Annotated in this window: 12 protein-coding genes and 1 pseudogene; 5 read left to right on the top strand and 8 right to left on the bottom strand. The window is 68.2% G+C overall.

The window, feature by feature from the left end:
- Positions 1-26 precede the first annotated feature (26 nt).
- Together ACTWJ9_RS00725 and ACTWJ9_RS00720 are read right to left on the bottom strand one after the other, a co-directional pair.
- A complete protein-coding gene (locus ACTWJ9_RS00725) occupies positions 27-2546 on the bottom strand; it encodes a molybdopterin-containing oxidoreductase family protein (protein WP_388707387.1) in 2520 nt (839 codons plus the stop codon).
- A gap of 114 nt (positions 2547-2660) precedes the next feature.
- The gene (locus tag ACTWJ9_RS00720) at positions 2661-3377 is read right to left on the bottom strand and encodes a glutamine amidotransferase-related protein (protein WP_279332035.1); all 717 of its coding nucleotides are present in this window, start codon (positions 3375-3377) and stop codon (positions 2661-2663) included.
- A gap of 776 nt (positions 3378-4153) precedes the next feature.
- Between ACTWJ9_RS00720 and ACTWJ9_RS00715 the strand changes: the two genes are divergently transcribed.
- Both ACTWJ9_RS00715 and ACTWJ9_RS00710 read left to right on the top strand, forming a co-directional pair.
- A complete protein-coding gene (locus tag ACTWJ9_RS00715) occupies positions 4154-5719 on the top strand; it encodes an MFS transporter (protein ID WP_279332034.1) in 1566 nt (521 codons plus the stop codon).
- Between the two features lie 111 nt (positions 5720-5830).
- The gene (locus ACTWJ9_RS00710) at positions 5831-6232 is read left to right on the top strand and encodes an ArsR/SmtB family transcription factor (protein WP_279332033.1); all 402 of its coding nucleotides are present in this window, start codon (positions 5831-5833) and stop codon (positions 6230-6232) included.
- 91 nt (positions 6233-6323) lie between these two features.
- Here ACTWJ9_RS00710 and aepY read toward each other — a convergent pair whose 3' ends face one another.
- The 4 genes from aepY to ACTWJ9_RS00690 all read right to left on the bottom strand — a co-directional run bounded on the left by aepY (position 6324) and on the right by ACTWJ9_RS00690 (position 16349).
- Positions 6324-7427 carry a phosphonopyruvate decarboxylase gene (gene aepY, locus ACTWJ9_RS00705; protein WP_279332032.1) on the bottom strand — a complete coding sequence of 368 codons (1104 nt, stop codon included), beginning with the start codon at positions 7425-7427 and terminating at the stop codon, positions 6324-6326.
- Positions 7424-8119, bottom strand: a complete 696-nt coding sequence (locus ACTWJ9_RS00700) for a DedA family protein (protein ID WP_279332031.1) — start codon at positions 8117-8119, stop codon at positions 7424-7426. Before ACTWJ9_RS00700 ends, aepY begins: the two co-directional genes overlap by 4 nt.
- An 83-nt stretch (positions 8120-8202) precedes the next feature.
- Entirely contained in the window at positions 8203-9243 is a 1041-nt protein-coding gene (locus ACTWJ9_RS00695; RefSeq protein WP_279332030.1) for a ketoacyl-ACP synthase III family protein, read from the bottom strand.
- Between the two features lie 29 nt (positions 9244-9272).
- Positions 9273-16349, bottom strand: a complete 7077-nt coding sequence (locus tag ACTWJ9_RS00690; protein ID WP_443295033.1) for a type I polyketide synthase — start codon at positions 16347-16349, stop codon at positions 9273-9275.
- A 496-nt stretch (positions 16350-16845) separates the two neighbouring features.
- Here ACTWJ9_RS00690 and ACTWJ9_RS00685 point away from each other — a divergent pair, with 496 nt between their 5' ends.
- Together ACTWJ9_RS00685 and ACTWJ9_RS00680 are read left to right on the top strand one after the other, a co-directional pair.
- A complete protein-coding gene (locus tag ACTWJ9_RS00685) occupies positions 16846-17019 on the top strand; it encodes a hypothetical protein (RefSeq protein WP_279332028.1) in 174 nt (57 codons plus the stop codon).
- Between the two features lie 37 nt (positions 17020-17056).
- A complete protein-coding gene (locus ACTWJ9_RS00680; protein WP_388707401.1) occupies positions 17057-18538 on the top strand; it encodes an NAD(P)-binding domain-containing protein in 1482 nt (493 codons plus the stop codon).
- 62 nt (positions 18539-18600) lie between these two features.
- On the opposite strand, the gene ACTWJ9_RS00675 is transcribed toward ACTWJ9_RS00680, so the two are convergent.
- Positions 18601-19386: an SDR family oxidoreductase gene (locus ACTWJ9_RS00675; protein ID WP_279332026.1), complete on the bottom strand. Its 786-nt coding sequence runs from the start codon at positions 19384-19386 to the stop codon at positions 18601-18603.
- 79 nt (positions 19387-19465) lie between these two features.
- Between ACTWJ9_RS00675 and ACTWJ9_RS00670 the strand changes: the two genes are divergently transcribed.
- Positions 19466-19819 (top strand): ArsR/SmtB family transcription factor, encoded by a 354-nt coding sequence (locus tag ACTWJ9_RS00670; protein ID WP_279332025.1) that lies wholly within the window; start codon positions 19466-19468, stop codon positions 19817-19819.
- Positions 19820-19931: 112 nt separating this feature from the next.
- On the opposite strand, the pseudogene ACTWJ9_RS00665 reads toward ACTWJ9_RS00670, so the two are convergent.
- Positions 19932-20081, bottom strand: a pseudogene (locus tag ACTWJ9_RS00665) (thioredoxin family protein); the annotation flags it as partial.
- Between the last annotated feature and the right edge of the window lie 6 nt (positions 20082-20087).

Here is a 20087-nt window from a genome sequence, read left to right as displayed (position 1 = left end):
GGATGGTGCCGGGTTCGAGCGGTGGGTCAGGCTTTGACGACCCGGCAGGCGAAGCACTTGAAGGCCTGCTGGCCGGAGAGGTTGTCGTAGTAGCGGTCGTCGGGGAGGGTGTTGGCCGCCTCATAGCGGGGGTCGTCGAAGAGGTCGCCGACCTTCTGGGCGGGACCGAAGGTGTTGGGGACGAACACGGTGTCCGTCCTGATCCCCTCCCACAGCAGCGCGGTGCCCGTCACCGAGCCGCGCGGGCTCTCGACGCGGATGTCGTCGCCGTCGCGGATGCCGGCCCGACGGGCGGTGTCGGGGTGGATCTGGACGAAGCGGATGCCGTTGAGCTGCTTGCCGGTGGGCGTCCAGTGGGTGACCTCGGCGAAGTGCACGACGCTGGGGCGGCCGGTCATGCCCATGAGCGGGAAGTCGCGGTGCACCGCGTCACTGCCGGGCACCCCCAGGCGTACCGGGTGGGTGACGGCCTGGGGATTGATGGGATTGGTGACGAACTTGGGGCTGTAGGCCAGGGTGGGGTTCTTCCCCGTGACCTCGGGGTGCGTGTAGAAGATCGGCAGGGCGCTGTGCCCGGTGACGGTCAGCTTCTTTTCCAGCTCCGGGGTGGTGAGCTCGACCTTGCCGCTGGAGGTGAGGAAGCGTTTGCCGCGGTTGGCCGCATCCAGCGACTCCGCTGCCTCGTACCAGCTGGGGTGGTCCAGATACAGGGTGCTGACCCCGGGGTGCCCGGGTGTGGGGCATGGCCAGCGCAGCGGTTCGGTGCGTTTCTGCATCCGGCTGCGGGTCATGCCGCCCATGCCGGGGGTGTGGGCGACGAAGTCGTCCCACAACTCCTTGTAGTCCATCCATCGTTCCGGGAACGCCTCGCGCCACTCGGCGGTGGGGCGGTGGGTGTCCAGCTCCGCCAGGGTGTGCGCCAGGCCGATCCAGATCTCCCAGTCCGGCCGGGACTCACCCACCCGGTCGACGACCTGCTCCTGCCAGCGGATGGCCCGGTCGTCGCGGCGCATGTAGACGCCTTCCATCTCCAGCCCGCTGCACACCGGCAGGATGATGTCGGCGTAGTACGCGGCCTCCTCCATGAACAGGCCGGTGTAGACGTAGAAGTCGAGCTGCTCGAATGCCTTCTTCACCTTGGTGGTGTTGGCGGAGGACACCAACGGATTGCCCTGCGTGATCACCGCGCGCAGTCGGTACGGCTCACCGGTCAGAATGGACTCGGCAAAGTAGTCCGGACCGACCGGCAACGCCTCGCGCCGCTCGGGAACCCCGGCCTTCAGCGGCGGCAGGTGCAGGTCGCCGGGCCAGGTGTTGTGCATGAAGTTGCAACCGCCGCCCGGTCGGCCGATGTTGCCGGTCACCGCCGCCAGGAACGTTGCGACCCGGTAGGTGTCGAACGCGCCGAGCTGGTGGGAGATGCCGGCGTTGCAGAAGATTGCCGCCGGTTTCGCCGTCGCGTACTCCTCGGCCATCTCCCGGATGGTGGCGGCCTCGAGGCCGGTCACCTTCGCTGCCCACACAGGGGTGTACCGGTGCTTCCTCAGGTGTGCGCGCAGCTCGTCGAAGCCGACCACCCACCGCTTGACGAATGCCTTGTCGTACAGGCCCTCTTCCACGATGTGGTGGAGCATGGCCAGCAGCAGCGCGAAGTCGGTGTGCGGCTTGGGCGCCACCCACCGGTCTGCCACCGCTCCGGTCGGGGTCAGACGTGGGTCGACCACGGTCAGGGTGGCCTTGGTCTTCTTGCGGCCGCGCAGCAGGTAGTCGAAGGTCACCGGATGGGTCTCGGCCTGGTTGGTGCCCAAGAACAGATAGTGGCGGGCCGAGCTCAGGTCGTCCTTGCCGGTGGCGCCGTCGATGCCGTAGCCGTTGGTGAAGTTGCCCAGGCCGAAGGTCGCTGCCAGGGCGTTGCCGCCCGCGTCGTTGCAGACCGGGCCGACATCGGTGTTGTTGGGGCTGCCCAGCATCGCGAACAGACGGGCCACCAGTGATCCGGTGCCGCGGGGCAGACGGCCTGTGGTCCGGTTGGCGATGGTGTGTGCCTGGCCGGCGTCGCGCAGGGCCAGCAGCTTCTCGGCGATGGTGCGTAGGGCCTCGTCCCAGCTGATGGCCTCGAACTTGGAGTGGGGCGATCCCTTCTCGCCGGAGACGCGACGCAGCGGCCGGGTCAATCGCTCCGTGTTGTAGACCAGCTGGGGCATCAGCTCGGCCTTGACGCACACTTGGCCCTGTTGCACGGGGTCCTTGTCCTCGCCGCGCACGGCGAGGATGCGGTCGGCCTTGAGGTCGACGTTGAGACGGCAGTTGGAGTTGCAGAACTGGCAGGCCGTGGCGACGGTCTTGTCCGGGGTCAGGGCGGCCGACTGATCGGTGAAAGCCGCTCCTGGAGCGCCGCTGGAAGCCGTACCGCCCGCCGCGGCGGGGCTGTCGGCGGCGTGCGCCGAGATCATCGGAAGCAGAGCGGGGGTGCCGAGACCGGCGCCACCGATGATGCCGCCGCGAACGAAGCCGCGCCGGGAGAGGCCGTGCTGGTCGGACTTCATGAAGAGCTGGGGATCCTTCCGCCTGGTGCGGGGACGAGGCGGGCATGGCGGTGCCCGGGCCGTGCGCGCATACGACGCACGGCCTTGTCAAAAGCCGCAGGAGTGTTGTGGTGATCAGGTCGTCGGCGTCGGTATGGCACCTGCCTTGGTGCGTACGGCCGACAGGAACGCCCTGAGGATCTTGTGCTCGGCACCCGGCGCGGAGGACAGCTCGGGCTGGAAGAGGCTGCCCATGAAGAACGGGTGCCCGGTGATCTCCAGGGCGCGGGGCGCGCCGTCGACGTCCCAGGCGTTGATCTGCAGGGTGCCCTGGTTGGCGGCGTCCATGAAGGCGTCGGTCAGCCCGTAGTCGCAGTGGAAGATCTCCTCCACCTCGGTCGTGCCGTAGACGGCGGCGAGGCGGGAGCCCTCTTTGACCTTCAGAGGGGCCCTTTCTCCGCGGAAGGAGCACTTCAGCGGGGTGACCAGGGGCATCATCTTTTCGGGATCCTCGTCCACGCCTTCCGCCTCGGGTAGGCGCAGCACGTTCTGCGCGTGCTCGATCAGGGCGCTGAAGAAGCCGCCGCAGGTGCCCAGGAACGGCAGCCGGTTCTCACGCGCGTGCCGCACGGCGATGTGCACGCCCTTCTGGTTGAAGTACGGTGCTCCGGGCACCACCCAGATGCCGTCGAAGCCCTCCAGCAAGGAGGCGTCGTGGATGTCGGTGGTCGGAACCCACTCAGTGGCCAGGTCCCATTGCTCACGCATCGCATCGATCTTCGGGTGGGACGGCTCGCCGTGGTTGCCGCGGTCGCCCACCAGGGCAAGGCGTGGCTGAGCAGAGACTGACATCGCTTTCCCTTTCAAGTATTTCAGGAAGGGTCCGGAACCAGCCGTCGCCAGTGACGGTTCCAGCCTCGTGAGCGCAGCAGGACGCGTGCCGACGCGTCATGCCACGCGTGAACCAGGTGTTGTCTGAGGTGATGTCAGGACCGTGCCGCCACGCACGGACCTCGGACATGAGATGAAGTACAGGGTCCCTATCGCCGTGCCGGCGATGGCGTGGCTGTGCGTGTTCGCTTGCCGGATGTACGCATGTGCTCCAGCCCCCCTGGCACCCCGTTGTGGGGCCCTCTGCGCAGGCCCCCGTGCTGCTTCTCGCTCAATGTATCGATGACAGTCAAAGTGTTCGAGGACTTCCTTGCCTGCGGGGGGCGTTTTGCGCCAACCCTGCGGTCCGTCCCCGGGTGTGTGCCTCCGATGGGTTTGGCGCGTTGCGGGGCGAGCTGAGCAGGGATGTTGTCATATGCGGATGGCGTGCGCGGAGAGCGTGTCATGGTGACGCCTGGGGCGGGTGAGGTAATCGACCATGTAGGTCTTACCCGGAGTACGTGCACATCATGGGAGCAATACTCCTGCTTGGAAGGGTAGTTGCGGGGGGATTGGGCAGATGGCCGAATTCAGCGCACAAACTCGGCCGTTATCAACAGTCTTTACTGTTGATAGCAGGCAGTGCTGCTTAATGTGAGGGTGGCCGGAGGTCGGCCTGCCTCACATCCCCCGCAGGCACGGTCGGCTTCCGGCAGTCCTGTCCGGGCGTCAACCTGACGCGTTTGAGGAGTACGTGAGTGAACAGCCCCGCCGGCCATCCCCGACGATGGCAGATCCTGAGCATTCTGTGCCTGAGCCTAGTCCTGATCGGCTTGGACACCCTGATCCTGAACCTTGCCCTGCCCAGCATCCAGAAGGACCTGGGCTCCACCAGCAGCCAGCTGCAGTGGATGGTCGACTCCTACGCGCTGGCGTTCGGCGGACTGTTGCTCATGGCCGGCGGTCTGTCCGACCGTTTTGGCCGCAAACGGCTGCTGTCCATCGGCCTGGCAGCCTTCGCACTGACCAGTCTGGGCGCGGCGTTCGCCTCCAACGCCGAACTGCTGATCACTTTCCGAGCTCTGATGGGTGTTTCAGCGGCGCTGATGATGCCCGCGACCCTCGCCATCATCAAGGACGTCTTCCCCCCCGAGGAGCAGGGCAAGGCGATCGGTATCTGGTCGGGCGCGGCGGCCATCGGTGTTCCGCTGGGGCCGCTGGTCAGCGGCCTGCTACTGGAACACTTCTGGTGGGGCTCGATGTTCATCATCAACGTGCCGCTGGCTGCCATCGCTCTGATCGGCGGCGCCAAGCTGATTCCCGAGTCCAAGGCCGCGGGCCATCCCGGCCTGGACCTCGTCGGAGCTCTGCTGTCGGTGGCGGGCCTCGTAGCCATCGTCTACGGCCTGGTCGAAGCCCCGCACAACGGCTGGGGCGACATCATCACGCTCGGTTCGCTCTTCGTGGGCGTTGCTCTGATGGTCGCCTTCCTGGTGTGGGAACGACGCACCGCCCATCCGATGCTCGACGTCGGCCTGCTCCTCAACGCCCGTTACGGCGGTGGAGCCCTGGCGATCGCCTGCACCTCCTTCGGCCTCTACAGCGGCCTGTATCTGCTCACCCAGTACTTGCAGTCGGTACTCGAACTCGACCCGCTGGGCGCCGGCCTGCGCATGCTCGCCATCGGCACCATGATGATCGGCGCTCCCCTCTCCGCGAAGCTGGTGGAACGCACCGGACTGAAGGCCACGGTCGTGTTCGGCCTGCTGCTGTGTGCCGTCGGCCTGGGCATCCTGGCCGGCCTGCAGGTTGAGGACGAGGCCCAGGCGCTGTGGGGGCTGGCCGTGTTCGGCTTCGGTATGGGCATCGCCCTGCCGGCCGCCGTCGACGCCATCCTGGTGGTCTCCGCCGCCCGCCAAGCAGGCGCAGGCTCCGCTGTGGCGGACGTGGGTATGCAGGTCGGCGGCGCGCTCGGTATCGCCATCAGCGGCAGCGCGATCGCCACCCTCTACCGCGACGACCTTCCGGAGGCGGCACAACTGCCCGGTGAGGCGGGAGAGGCGGTACGCGAGTCCTTGGCGGGAGCGTCCGTCGTCGCTCAGCAGTTGGGCGGCGGTGCCGGCCGACGGGTACTGGACGCCGCCCAGCAGTCCTTTGTCAACGGGTTCGCCGCTACCTTGCTCATCGCCGTAGGTGTCGCAGTCGTCGGGGCGCTGGCCGCGGCCTTCATCCTGCCCAGAGCCCGAGTTGCCGACGGCGACGGCACCGGGCAGGCCGAAACCGCCGCTGCGCACAGCAGCGCCGACGCTCCTGCAGCCTCCTGATCATCCGGGCTCAGGACCATGCGTAGGATCGAATCCGCAGTCCGGTCCGTCCTGTCCGGCGAGGACAGGGCGGGGCCGGAGGGCGGCCCCGGCGTTGAGAGGGAGGTGGCGATGGCCCGGCCATCGAAGCTGAGGGTTGCGGTCAGTGACCCCGCCCAGTGGCTCAGCGAGCGCGAACGGGCCCAGATGCTGGCGCCCAAACTGCGGGCGCTGGCGGACGAAACCCGGCTGATGCTGATCCTGTTGATCGCGCAGCGCCCCCGGACCGTCAAGGAGTTGCAGGAGGCCACCGGTCTGAGCCAGACGCTGGTCAGCCACCATCTGGCCCCCTTGAGGGAACAGCAGCTAGTCGAGGCGATCCCCAAGGGGCGCAGCAACCAATACGTGATGTGCTGCCAGACCTTGGCCGAGCCTCTGCGCATGTTTGCCAGCCTGGCCGCGATGGACCCCGAGACAGTGGCGGCATGCCTCCAGCCGGAGGCCGACCAGCCCGCCGCAGCACAGGGAGCCTGACAGTACAGGCACGAGTCGGTGAAGGGGAGCGAGCGGTGCCCCGCGCGTTCAGCGTGGGACACCGCTCCCCTTTACCCGGCAGGGGGTCGGGTCACTGCTGAAGGCTGTGCTGGAAGCGATCCCGTATGTCCAGTGTGCTGAGCGCGTTCGTCGCGCGCGGAGGAATCGCCCCCGTCCTCGGCAGCGTCTTCACGTTGATCAGGTGCGGTCCCGGAACGGTCTGGGCCTGTGTCATCGCGTTCCGCACCGTGTCCTCGCTGTCACAGGCGATCGCGCTCGCATAGCCGGCCGCCAGGGCCATCCCGGGGAACGAGGTGGTGGCTGAGGTGGTCGCCTGCCCTCCGGTCGACTCGTGGACCCGATTGTCGAGCACCACATGGATCAGGTTCGCAGGAGCTGCATGGCCGATCATCGACAGCGCTCCCAAATGCATCAGCAGTGCACCGTCCCCGTCCAGGATCACCACGGTCCGCTCCGGGTGCGTCAGCGCCACTCCCAGGCCCAGGGACGAGGCGTGCCCCATGGAACCCTGCATGTAAAAGTTTCCGGGAGCGTCGGCCACGGCGAAGGTGTCCCGGCCGGTGTAGCCGGTCGTGGCGATGACGGCTGCTTGAGGAGCGGCGGCAGTGACGACACGGATGGCCTCCGCAGCGGCAAGCCCCTCGGAGTACGGATCGTTGGCGGCGGTGGCCTTTCCGATGGCGCCGCGCTCCACCAGCACGAAGGGTGCGCGCTGCTCCGCCAAATCCTTTTCCGCCTGTTCGAGAACCAGGGCGAACTCGTCCGGGCCGTCCTTGGCGTACAAGGTGTAGTGAGGCGTGTGAACGCTGTCGAGCAGCCCTGGAGTGGCCGGGCCCATCACCGCGTGCTGGGGCTCGTCGGTGGCCGGGTCGGGCCAGCCGCGCAGGCTGGTGAAGGTCAGGAGCGGCAACTGGTAGGTCATCACCAGCGAGGTGAGCGGGTTGATGAGGTTGCCCAGGCCGGAGTTCTGCAGCATGACGTAGGCGCGTCGCCCACCCAGCGCGGCGCCCGCGGCCACGGACAGGGCGCTGCCTTCGTTCGGGGCGGGTACGTAGCGGCCGGGCTGGGTGCTCAGATGGGCGATCGGACCGCCGAAGTGGGAACAGGGCACACCGCTGGCGAATGAGAAGCCGCGGTCGGCGAGGAGATCACAGAAGTCCTGGGCCGAAATCATGAGTGGGGCAGCTCCGTTTCAGTGGTAGCGGACGGTGAGGTGGGCAGCACGGGGGCGGCGGCCTTGCTTCCGCGCACCCGGCGTCGCATCCGGATGCCTTCGATGATGATCGGGATGCCCGAAACCAACACAATGCCGATCACGATGGCTTCGATGTTGTCGCGGACGAAGGCGACTTGGCCCAGGTAGTAGCCGACGAGCGTGAGGCTGACCGACCACAGCACCGCACCGACCACGTTGAACAAGAAGAACGTGCGGTACGGCATGCGTCCCACACCGGCGGTGATGGGAATGAAGGTGCGGAAGACGGGGATGAAGCGGGCCATCACCAGTGCTTTGGGGCCGTGTTTGAGCATGAACTCCTGGGCGCGCTCGGCGTTCTCCTGCTTGAAGAAACGCGAGTTGGGCCGCCGGAACAGGGCTGGTCCCACTCTGCGGCCGAAGGCGTAGCCGAACTGGTCGCCCAGCACGGCGGCGACAATGATGGCGAGCATGACCAGCCACAGGGGCTGGTGCAGGATCTGATCGTTGGCCACCAGCAGGCCCGCGGTGAACAGCAGCGAGTCACCTGGCAGGAAGAAACAGACGATCAGCCCGGACTCGGCGAACACGGTGGCCATGATGCCCAGCAGGCCGAAGGCGGATATCAGCGCTTCGGCATCGAGCAGTGGTGAGGATGCGAGATACGACATCGGTGTTGACCCCCTGATGTCAAATGGTGGGGCGGACAGCACACACACCGGCCCTCCGCGGAGGGCCGGTGTGCGGCGCGGCGTTACTGGGCGGCCCAGGTGGGCCGCTGGTCGATACGGACGACGGCGCAGGTGATGGACACCCCGCCACCGTGCGCCACGATCAGAACGTGGTCGCCGGGACCGACCTGACCGGTCTCGACCAGGTGGGTGAGACCGACGATCTGATCGTTGACGGTCAGATGGCCCAGATTGCGACCGAAGTCGAGCAGGCCCTGGTCAGGGGAGAGCCCCATCGGGTCGAGGATGACCTTCAGGTAGCTCTCCTGGCCGGTGAACACGTGGCAGACCCGAGTGACATCGCCCGGCTCCAGGCCGGCCTCGGCCAGGGTGCGCAACGCTATTTCGGTGCGCAACTCTCCTTGACGGCGCACGACTTCAGCGACCGTCTCTTCGAGCCCACCAGTGGCGGCGAGTCGCTCCTTGAAGTCGATCCCGCGGCCGAGCGTCAGCGACGGCGGGAAGAGCGGCTCATTGCCCCGGTACTGTTCCTCTACCTCCGCGGTGGAGCCGGTGTTGATCGACAGCAGGCTCGCGAATCCCTCGGTCTTCGACAGCAGCACAGCGCTGCCGGCATCACCCACGACGCCGTTCTGAATGCCGAACGCCCACCGGTTGAAGTGCGGAGTGCCGACGTTGTCCGCACCGGTCAGCAGCGCAGCGGTGCGCTCGGGAACGGCCTTGAGGTAGCAGGCGGCCAGTTCCAGCGAGCCGATCAGACCGCTGCAGGCCTGCCAGACGCGGAAGGAGGGCACGTCGCGATCGGTGAGGTGCCGCAGGATGTAGTGCTGCGGCGACCATCCCTCGGGACCCTGTTCATGGCCGCACGCGTGAATGTGCATGTCGATGTCGTGCGGGTGCAGTTCGGAGCGCTCCAGCGCTTGCCGGGCCGCTGCGATTGCCATGTCGGGGGCGGGCATGTCGTCGGCGACGGCGGCGCCGGTCCAGCCGTAGAACTCGTAGTCGTCGGCGTCGTACAGGCCAAGTGCCACTGCCTTGCGGGCGTCGACGATGTCCGGGATGTAGGTGCCGAGCCCGGCGATGCGGATGTCGGTGGTCTTCATGGGCAGAGAGGTCCTCGTCACTCGCTCGGTCAGGCCGAGGCGTTGGTGGAGTTCAGTTCGGTGGCCAGGGCCTGGGCGACGGTGGTGATGGTGCCGTCCTTGAGGAGTTGCACCATGGGCAGCTTGACCTGGTAGCGGCGTTCGATGCGGTTGCGCAGTTCCACGGCCATGAGGGAGTCCATGCCGAGCCGGTTGAGCGGCCGGTTGACGTTGACGCGTTCCGCGCGCAGGCCCATGACCACGGAGACCTCCTGCTTGAGGAAGTCCAGCAGCTCCCCGGCCGGCGCCCCATCTGCGGTGCCGGCTTCCGGCCGGTCGGTCGGACGGACGGGCTGCGCACTTTCCTCGACCGCCTCGGTGCCGGATGCCACGGCCACCCGTGTGGTAGTGCCCTCGTCAGGGCTACTGACTGCTGCGGCGGATTCAGATGCGGTGTTCGACGGGGCGGTGTCCGCGTTCCCGGTCGGGGCGAGTTCGCTGGCCAGGGCCTGGGCGACGGTGGTGATGGTGCCGTCCTTGAGGAGTTGCACCATGGGCAGCTTGACCTGGTAGCGGCGTTCGATGCGGTTGCGCAGTTCCACGGCCATGAGGGAGTCCATGCCGAGCCGGTTGAGCGGCCGGTTGACGTTGACGCGTTCCGCGCGCAGGCCCATGACCACGGAGACCTCCTGCTTGAGGAAGTCCAGCAGCTCCCCGGCCGGCGCTACGGGAGTCGTCGCAGGCCGCGATGCCGTCTCGGCGACGGACGCAGGCGGTGCAGGCACTGCAACGGGGGAGGGGGAGGGAGCCAACGCGGTGGGCTGCTGAGACTCGGCGGGGCCGACAGTGGTCGGTGCGGCAGGCGGGGTCACCCGCTCACCGGATTCCGCTGCATGTTCGTTGTCGGTTCGCGTGCCCCTGATGAGGTGCTTCAGCAGCGGCGCGGCCGCGGCAGACGGATAGGCGCGCGCCCATGCGGACCAGTCTGCCGGCAGTACCGCGGTGTGTACCCGGCCCTCGGCAAGAATCCTTCCGAGCAGCGCCAGTCCGTCGTCGGGGCTGAAGGAGCGCATGCCCTGCGGGAGCAGGGTGCGCTCCTCCCGCTGTTCCGTGCGAGCCACCATGCCGACGCTGTTCCAGAAGCCCCAGTTGACGACGGCGGCCGGCATCCCGTGGGCGTGCCGGTAGTGCGCCAGGGCGTCGAGGAAGTTGTTGCCGGCCGCGTACCCGCCGAGCATCGGTGAGTTGAGCAGGGCAGAACCGGAGGAGAACAGCACGAAGGCGTCCACCGGTTCCTCGTTCAGCAGACGGTGCAGATTCCACGCGCCGGAGACCTTGGCAGCCAGTACCCGGTCGAGTTCGGTACCGGTCATCTCGCTGAGCGGGGTGTAGTCGATGACGCCGGCCGCGTGGAAGACACCACGGATGGGTGGCATCCCCGTTCGGCGGCGGGACGCGAGCAGCCCTTCCATGGCCTCGGCGTCGGCGACGTCGACGGCTTCGTAGGTCATGTTCACACCACGAGCGCTCAGCTGCCTCAGCACGGCGACCGCTGCTGCCTGGGGGTGGTTCTCCGCCGAGGGCAGGTCCAAACGGGGCATCGGGCTTCGGCCGGTGAGCAGCAGGTGCCGGGCCCCCTGATCGGCCAGCCACAGCGCCAGGCGGCCGCCGATGCCGCCTGCCCCGCCCGTGACCAGGTAAGTGCCGTCAGCGTGGATGGCAACGGGGCGGGTCCGTGCCCCACGCGCCGTGCTGGTGGTCGTCTCCCCGAACGACAGAACGATCTTTCCCGTGTGGCGGGACTGAGCCATCAGCCGGAAGGCGTCCGCGGCCTTCTCGACCGGGTACACCGTGTGCGGCAGCGCCTCGACGACGCCCTGGTCGGCCAGGGCGGTGGCCTCCCGCAGCATCCGGCCGGCCCGTTCGGGTGCGTGCTGGACCATGTGGACGACGTCGATGGCATGGAAGGAGAGGTTGCGGGCGAACGCTCCCAGCGACAGATGGTTGTCGTCGAGGATGTCGCGTTTGCTCAGCTCGAGGTAGTGCCCGTAAGGGGCCATGAGCGACAGGTTCGCTTCGATGGCATCGCCGGCCAGGGTGTTGCAGATGACGTCGAATCCCTCCTCGCCGATGGCCCGCCTGAAGACGTCGACGAAGGCCAGGCTGCGGGAGTCGGCCACCTGTTCCACACCGAGCTTCTGCAGCAGTTCACGCTTGGCCTCGTTCCCGGCGGTGGCGAAGACGCGGGCTCCCTTCCAGCGGGCGATGCTCAGCACTGCTCGCCCGGTGCCGCCTGTGGCGGAGTGAATGAGAACCTTCTGACCGCGCTCGAGGCGGGCCAGGCCGTTCAGGGCGTGGTGCGCGGTCAGGTAGGCCGCGGGCAGGGTCGCGGCCTCGGCTGCGGTCAGCCGCGTCGGCTTCGGCGCGGTCAGGCAGCTGCGGGTGATGGCCTCATGCGCCAGTGCACCTTCGGCGATGGCGACGACCTCGTCGCCCACGGCGACATCGGTGACGGCGCTGCCCACCTCGGTGACCGTGCCGACGCACTCCCAGCCCAGCACCGGCGGCCGGTTGTCCTGACCGGGGTACATGCCCAGGCTCATCAGCACATCGCGGTAGTTGACACCGGCGTGACTGACCTGGATGCGGACCTCGTCGGCGGCCACAGCGCGCGGCGGGAGCTCGGACAGCTGCAGGTCGTCCAGAACGCCGGGTGCCGGCAGTGACAGCGCACGCGGTACGGCACCACAGTCGGCAGCCGGGCGCAGCCGAACAGCAAGGCGCCGGCCTTCGCGCAGAGCGACCTGGTCCTCGTCATCGGCTCGCTGCAGTACATCGGCCAGGGCCGGAATGCTCGCAGCGGACCGGTCGAGGTCGACCAGACGGGGCGACAACGAGGGAGCCTCGGCGGCCAGGGTGCGCCCCAGACCCCACAGCACCGCCTGGAAGGGATGGCGCACCTGCTCTCCGGTGCCGGTGGCCTGGGCGAGCTGGGTGACCAGCCACAGCGGTGGGTTCCCGAGGGAGTGATGCTCCAGCGCCCGGGTCAGATGCAGGACGCTGCGGGCGGACCGGAGCTGGGCACGACGGATCTCGGTGGGTGTGGCGTCCAGGCCGACCTGGGCATCCAGGGCCCACAGGTGGATGATGCCGCGGCAGGTGCCGTCGCGGGCGATGTCACCCAGAACCTCGCGGTAGTGCTCTTCCTTCGACGGGTCGATGCGGTAGCGGTCGCCGGCTCCGGCCATGCGGCCCGCACCGGCGGTGACGACGACCACGCGCTGTCCACGGCTGGTCAGCTCCCGTACCAGGGCACGGCCGGTGGAGCCGCTGTCGCTCAGGACGAACCAGAAACCGTTCCCCGCAGATGCGGCTGCGGTACCGGCGGGCAAGGCGGCCTCTTCCCACGAGAGGGCATGCAGCCAGGTGTCGGGACCGCTGTCGACCGTGGGGGCGGAGGGTGTGCTGATTACTGTCACGGATTCCTCGTGGCGGGGATGCAACAGAGCGGGGGAGCGGCCGGCCAGGTACTGCAGGCGCAAGCCGCGTATCTGCGCGACCAGGTGACCTTCGTCGTCACGGATGTCGATGTCGGCGACGAAGGAGTCCTCGCGCGGAGAGGAAAGCAGCCGGGCGTGGCTGAACATGGAGACTGACGCCCGCTGGTAGAAGCGGACTTCGTCGATGCCGCCGAGGACGAAGACACCGTCCTCACCGGGGACGGTCAGCGGCCGTGCGGCGGCCATGGAGTGGCCACTGGCGTCCAGCAGCGCCGGATGGAAGTGGTGATGGGCGAGGCCCTCGATGAGGGAAGAGGGGCAGGAGAGGAGGGCGAGAACTTCGCCGTCAGCGCGCCACAGCTCTGCGACGCCCTGGAAGGATCCGTTCCATTGATTGCCGCGTTCGGCGTTCCACGCGTAAAAGTCGGCCGCGTCTTGATGCTGCGGCAGACGGGCGCGGATCGCCTCGAGCGATTCGGACGGCTCCGGTGCGCCCTCGGCCAGAGCACGGACACGGGCTTCGGTGTGCAGGGCCCAGTCACCCGTGTCGGGGTCCTGGCTGTCGATGCGGCAGTGCAGTGAGCCGTCCGGGCGAGGGTCGGTCGTGACCCTGACCTCCGGGGCGGGACCGCCCTCGTCCAGGAACAGTGCTCGGTGGTAGTGAACGTCGGATACCGACAGGGCATCGGACCTCAGCATGGTGCGGGCCGCCGCGGAGACGAGTTCGAGATGGGCGGTGCCCGGCAGGATGATCGTGTCCTGGATGCGGTGGTCGCGCAGGTAGGCGTTGTCCGCCAGGTCCAGCGGTCCCTGCCATATGCGGCTGGTTCCTCCGGCGGGCTGCGGTTGTCCCAGCAGCGGGTGCGGGGACTGCTCCGTTGTTCCCTCTGTGGTCGGCGCGACCGAGGAGGGCGCGGCAGCGGGTGTCGCGGGGGCATGGGTGCGGCTGATCCAGTGACGGGTGCGCTGCCAGGGGTAGGAGGGCAGTGACACGTAGAGTCCGCCCTCGGTCAGCCGGTCGAAGTCGAGCGGAGTGCCGACGGTGTGCAGGGTGGCTGCGGAGGTGAGCAGGCAGGCGCGTTCGCCGGTGTGGCGGCGCAGGCTGCCGACCGCGGTGGTATCGGCTCCGGTGTGCAGGCGGCTAGTCTCGCGGATTCCTGTCACGAGCAGAGGATGGGGACTGACTTCGATGAACACGGTGTCACCGAGATCGAGCTGGCCCCGCACGGCGCCGACGAAGTCGACCGGCTGGCGGATGTTGCGGACCCAGTAGTCGGCGTCCATGCCGGATCCGTCGATCACCTCGTTCAGCAGGGTGGAGTGCAGCGAGATGCGGCCTGCGCGCGGGGTGAGGTGGGACAGCTCGGTGAGAAGATCGTCACGCAGAGCGTCCATTTGCGGACAGTGCGAGGCGAAGTCGACATTGACCCGCCGGTTGTCCACGCCGCGGGCGTCGAGAGCGGCCAGCACCTGGGTGAGGGCATCACCGTCCCCGGACAGCAGAGTGGAGGTGGGACTGTTGATGGCCGCCACGGCGACCTTGTCCTCGAAGCCGACCAGCGCGGCCGCGGCCTCTTCGGCGGGCAGCGCCACCCAAGCCATGGTCCCGCGGCCGGACAGACGTTTAGCCAGTCGGCTGCGACGGCAGATCACGGCGGCGGCATCCTGCAGGGACAGCGCCCCCGAGATGTAGGCGGCGGCGGATTCGCCCATGCTGTGACCGATGACCGCATCCGGCTCGACACCCCAGGATCGCCACAGCTCGGCCAACGCGATTTCCATGGCCCACAAGGTGGGCTGAATGACATCGAGTTGCTTCAGACGTTCCTCGTCGGCCGAGCGCAGCAGTTCGATGACCGACCAGCCGGTCTCGGTTTTGACGGCCTCGTCGCAGGCCTCCATAGCCCGAGTGAACACCGGCTCGGTGTCAAGGAGTTCGCGCCCCATCCCCGGCCACTGCGAGCCCTGGCCCGGGAAGACGAAGACGACCCGGGGGCGGGCACCGGGATCGGTGTAGTCGCTGAAGGACAGGCCGGGTTCGTCCTCGCCCTCGGCGAAGCCGCGTAGCGCGGCGGCTGCCTCCGCGTGGCTGTCGGCGGGCAGTGCCAGCCGGGCGTCATGAGTGGTGCGGCGCTGCGCCGCGGAGTAGCAGATGTCGCGCAGGGAGTGCCGGGTGCCGGGTCCGTCGAGATAGTCGGCCATGCGGCGGGCAGCCTCGGTTAGACCCTCTGGGCTCAGGGCGGACAGCACCAGCAACTCGCTCCGCCCGGCCGGCTCCTCGCCGTCCGTTTCGGTTGCTGCCGGTTCGGGGGCCGCTTCGAGGACCAGGTGGGCGTTGGTACCGGAGAAGCCAAAGCTGCTGACCCCGGCGGTGGCGGGCCGGCCCCGTTCGGGTATCGGAGTGGCCTGAGTGGGAACGGTCAACGGCTGGTTGTCCCAGTCGACGGCCGGGTTCGGGTTCTTCAGGTGCAGGTTGGGCGGAACGGTCTTGTGCTCCAGGCACAGGACAGCCTTGATGAGCCCGGCGATGCCGGCGGCCGCCTCGGCGTGGCCGATGTTGGTCTTCACCGAGCCGACCAAGCAACGCCGGTCCGCGGCACGGGGCCCGACGATGTCGGCCAGGGCCTCGAGCTCGACCGGGTCACCCACGCTGGTTCCGGTGCCGTGGGCTTCGATGTAGTCGATGTCGGCCGGATCGATGCCGGCGTTGGTGTAAGCGCGGCGCAGCACGTCGCGCTGGCCTTCGACGGCGGGGGTGACCAGATAGCCGCTGCTCTGGCCGTCGTTGCCGACGGCGGAGCCGCGGATGACGGCACGGACGCGGTCGCCGTCGGCGAGAGCGGCGGACAGCGGTTTGAGAATGACCGCCCCGATGCCGTCGCTCCGGACGAAGCCGTCACCGGAGGCGTCGGCGAACTTGCAGCGGCCGTCGGAGGCGAGCATGCCGGCGCCGGAGTAGACGACGCCCTCTTCCGGCAGCAGGACGATGTTGACGCCGCCGGCGATCGCCAGAGGGCATTCGCCCAGCCGGATGGCCTGGACGGCGTTGTGGACGGCGACCAGTGCGGAGGAGCACGCGGTGTCGACGGTGAAGCTGGGACCGCGCAGATCGAAGGCGTAGGACAGGCGGCCGGAGGTGATGGCACGCGATGCTGCGCCGGTCATGGCGTACAGGTCCAGCTGGTCGCGGTCCTCGTACTGCAGGTGCCAGTAGTCCCCGCCGAGCTGTCCGATGAACACACCTGTGTCGGTGCCCGCGATGCGCGGCAGGGGCTGTCCCGCGTCCTCGAGGGCCTCGTAGGCGACCTCCAGCAGCAGGCGCTGCTGGGGGTCCATGCGGTCGGCTTCCCGGGGGGAGATGCCGAAGAACTCCGCGTCGAAGGCGTCGATGTCGCGCAGCAGTCCGCCCCACCGGCTCACGGTGCGGCCGGGGGTGCGGGGCGTGGAGTCGTAGACGGCGTCGACGTCGTAGCGCTCGGGCGGGATGTCCGTGATCGCGTCGCGGCCCTGAAGCAGCATCTCCCAGAGTTCTTCAGGGCTGGTGGCGTCGGCGAAGTGTCCCGCCATGCCGATGATGGCGATCGGTTCGCTGACGGGATCAGCCGCGGGTGTCGGGTCGTGAGGCATGGATGTCCTTCCGGGCATGGCGTAGCCGTTCACTGGTGAAGCAGCACGGAAGGAGCCGCGGTGTGCACGCGGCGGACCGGCAGCAGCCGGCCCGGTGGCGGGCGTACGCACCGAGGGACGCATGAATATGGAGGGGGAGGGACCGGAGCCACTGTGAACGGTGTGAGGCGTGGCGAGCGCGTCGTTCCGTTCACAGGCCGGACGTGGCTGTCGGCACAGCCACCGATCCCCATGTCGCTACGGCGCCGGTTGAACGCCCCGCACCGAATACCCCCGCTGTTTCGACATGTATCGAGATTGGCTCGCCACGGGCTTCCATGCAACGCGGCGCAGGGTGATGCTCATCACATTCAGTGATCCCTTGGTTCGAGGTTGACATTCATCGAATCAGGGGCAACTCTGGAAGCTTGATTCGTTGTTTATCTATATAGGTGGTCGTGGTGAGAGCCCTTCCACGGCCGTTCGGACATGCCGCGACAGGAGCCGATCAGATCCGATGAGCGATTCCGCCGCTCCTCCCTCGGAAGACACCGAGCAGGCCGCAAGTGCCTGCTGTGCCGCGATCGCCGAATTACAGCGCCGGGCGCAGCAGGGTGTGGCCCAGCGCGTGCAGACCGACACCGGCGAACCCCTCGCCTCGCTGTCGACCGAACCTGTGCACGACGCCTGACCGACCGCCCAGCCCTTTCGTGAAAGGACACCGCACTGTGGTTGCCCCCAACCCTGACCGCCTTCCCGTTGCCGTGATCGGAGCCGGACCCGTCGGTCTGGCCGCCGCCGCGCACTTGGCCGAACGCAGCGTCCCCTTCGTCGTCGTGGAAGTCGGTGACGTCCCAGCAGCAGCCGTGCGGGCCTGGTCCCACATCCAGATCTTCAGCCCGTGGGAGTACAACACCGATCCCGCCGCCCGACGCCTGCTCGCGGCGGCCGGATGGGAAGAGCCCGACCCGTCCGCCCTGCCCACCGGTGGCGACCTCGTCAAGCAGTACCTGCAGCCGTTGGCCGAACTGCCGACTCTGGCGCCCCACATCCGTTACGGCGCCGCGGTCACCGCCATCAGCCGCCTCGACGTCGACCGGCTGCGCACCGCCGACCGCGAGAAGACTCCCTTCGTCCTGCGCCTGTCCAACGGCGAGGAACTGCTCGCCCGCGCCGTCATCGATGCCTCCGGTACCTGGCGCCAGCCCAGTCCGGTCGGTGCCAACGGGCTGCCGGCCCACGGCGAAGCGGAAGCCGCGGCCTGGATCAACCACGGTCTGCCGGACGTCTTGGGTGACGACCGCGCACGGCATGCCGGTCGTCACACCGTCGTCGTCGGAGCTGGACATTCAGCCGCCAACACCTTGCTGGCCCTGGCCGAACTGGTCGACGCCGAACCGGGAACCACCATCACGTGGGCCATCCGGGCCGCTGACCCGGCTGCTTCCTTCGGCGGCGGCAGCGACGACGAACTGCCCGCCCGCGGCGCGTTGGGCTCCGGCCTGAAGATGCTCGTCAACACGGGCCGAGTCACCCTCGCCGCGAACTTCCGCACTCACACCGTCCGTTGCCTCGGCGACGACCCGACCCGGGATCAGGTCGAACTCGTCTCCCGCGGCCCCGATGGCAGCGAGCAGACCATCACCGCCGACCGGATCGTGGCCGCCACCGGCTTCCGCCCGGACCTTGGCATCACCAGCGAACTGCGCCTGGAGCTGGACCCGATCATGTCCGCGCCCCGTGCGTTGGCTCCGCTGATCGACCCCAACCAGCACTCCTGCGGCACCGTCACTCCGCACGGCTACCGCGAACTGGCCCATCCCGAACCGGGCTACTTCACCGTCGGTATGAAGAGTTACGGCCGCGCGCCGACCTTCCTCATGCTCACCGGTTACGAACAGGTCCGCTCCATCGCAGCCGCCCTGGCCGGCGACATGGAGGCCGCCCAGTCGATCGAACTGCAGCTGCCGGAGACCGGGGTCTGCTCGGTGACCGCCGGCGGCGAGGCCATCGCGCAACGGCTGGGACTGAGCAAGGAACAGCATGAGCAGCTGCTGCACGCCACCGCGAAGCATCTGGGCACCTCGTCCAGTGCCGCGGACGCCGTCCTCGCGGCCGCCACGGAGCTCGGCATCGATCACACCGCCGCCCTTCAGCTGGCCGCTTACGCCGCCGAACAGTTCGACGTGCCCGGCGCCCCCGGCTGCTGAACCGCGACTGCCTCTCTCCCCGGCTCAGGGCCGGGGAGAGAGGTGGCGTCGCGTCCAGTGACTCAAGCCGTTCGATGCACCTTGTGCTGAGCCGCCTGTGCCCTCGGCCGCACCACGAGCAGGTCAACGTTGACGTGCGAGGGCCGGGTCACCGCCCACGTCACCACGTCCGCGACGTCCTCGGCCACCAGCGGGCGGGGGACGCCGTCGTAGACGGCATCGGCCTTCTCCAGATCCCCGCGGTAGCGGTTGAGGGAGAACTCCTCGGTGTGAACCATCCCGGGCGCAATCTCGATCACGCGCAGCGGCTCCCCGCACACCTCAAGGCGCAGTGTCTCGGCCAGCACGTGAGCGCCGTGCTTGGCCGCGCTGTAGCCGCCCCCGCCTTCGTAGCAGGTGAACGAGGCGGTGGAGGAGAGGACGACCACGACGCCGTCCCCCGAGGCCCTGAGCCGGGGCAGCAGTGCCTGCGTCATGTGCAGCGCACCGATCACGTTCACTTCGTACATCGACCGCCAGTCGCCGGGATCGGCGTTCTCGACGTACTCGGTTCCGTACGCCCCTCCGGCGTTGTTGACCAGTACGTCACACGCCGGCAGCTGGTCGGCGAAGGCCGAGACGGCCGCCTTGTCGGTCACGTCCAGCGGGAACACCCGGGCTGTTCCGCCCTGGCCCTGGATCTCTTTGGCGACTGCCTCCAGCCGGTCGACTCGCCGCGCGGTCAGTGTGACATGGAAGCCCTCTTGTGCGAGTGCCCGCGCGGTCGCCGCGCCGATACCGCTGCTGGCCCCGGTGACAACGGCCGTCTTCACGGCCCTCGTCGTGTCGGCATGATGCGTGTCGGTCACGCTTCCCCCAGCCATTGATTAGATGAGTGTCTAATCAATGGATCTTGGCAGGAGCTGAAACAAGTGTCAACATAGATGCATGTCGAAGCTAGCGCAGTCGGTGACAGGTGCCTCCGCCCCGCCGTGCTGCCCCTCCCTCACGGAGAGGGAACTCACCGAAGAAGAAGCCGAGATCACGGCCGCCATGTTCAAGGCGCTGGGGGATCCGGTGAGGCTGCGCCTTTTCTCCAAGGTCGCATCTCACCCCGACAGGGAAGCCTGTGTGTGCGACATCGCCGATGTCGGCGTCTCCCAACCCACGGTCAGCCACCATTTGAAGAAGCTCCGCGAAGCGGGCCTGCTGCTGTCCGAGCGGCGCGGAACCTGGGTCTACTACCGAGTCGCGCCCGCTGTCCTCGCCGCGCTGTCCGGCTTTCTCGCCACACACGACTGATTGGGCTCCTCGCGTGCCGCGCTGCCCAGCCCGGCCGGGCAGTGCGGCGCTTTTGCCGTGCTTGGACCTTCTCCGGTGCTTGGGTGGGCGGTGAGTACGCCATGAAGGCGGGGTCGTTGTCTGCTGCCGCTTCCGGGAAAAGGCAGGGGGTGATCTGACGGCACGGGCCGCGCCGTGCCGCCCAGAAGTCGACAAGCACGGGCCAGTCACTCTTGAGGATGTCCTGTTCGAAGGAGTCGTCGGTGAGGTTCTTGAGGGCCACGGTGAA

It is taken from the genome of Streptomyces sp. GDS52, from assembly GCF_052246875.1.
Classification (GTDB): Bacteria; Actinomycetota; Actinomycetes; order Streptomycetales; family Streptomycetaceae; genus Streptomyces; species Streptomyces cathayae.
The sequence above is the reverse complement of the archived record's forward strand: the minus strand, read 5'-3'. Positions and strand labels throughout refer to the sequence as shown.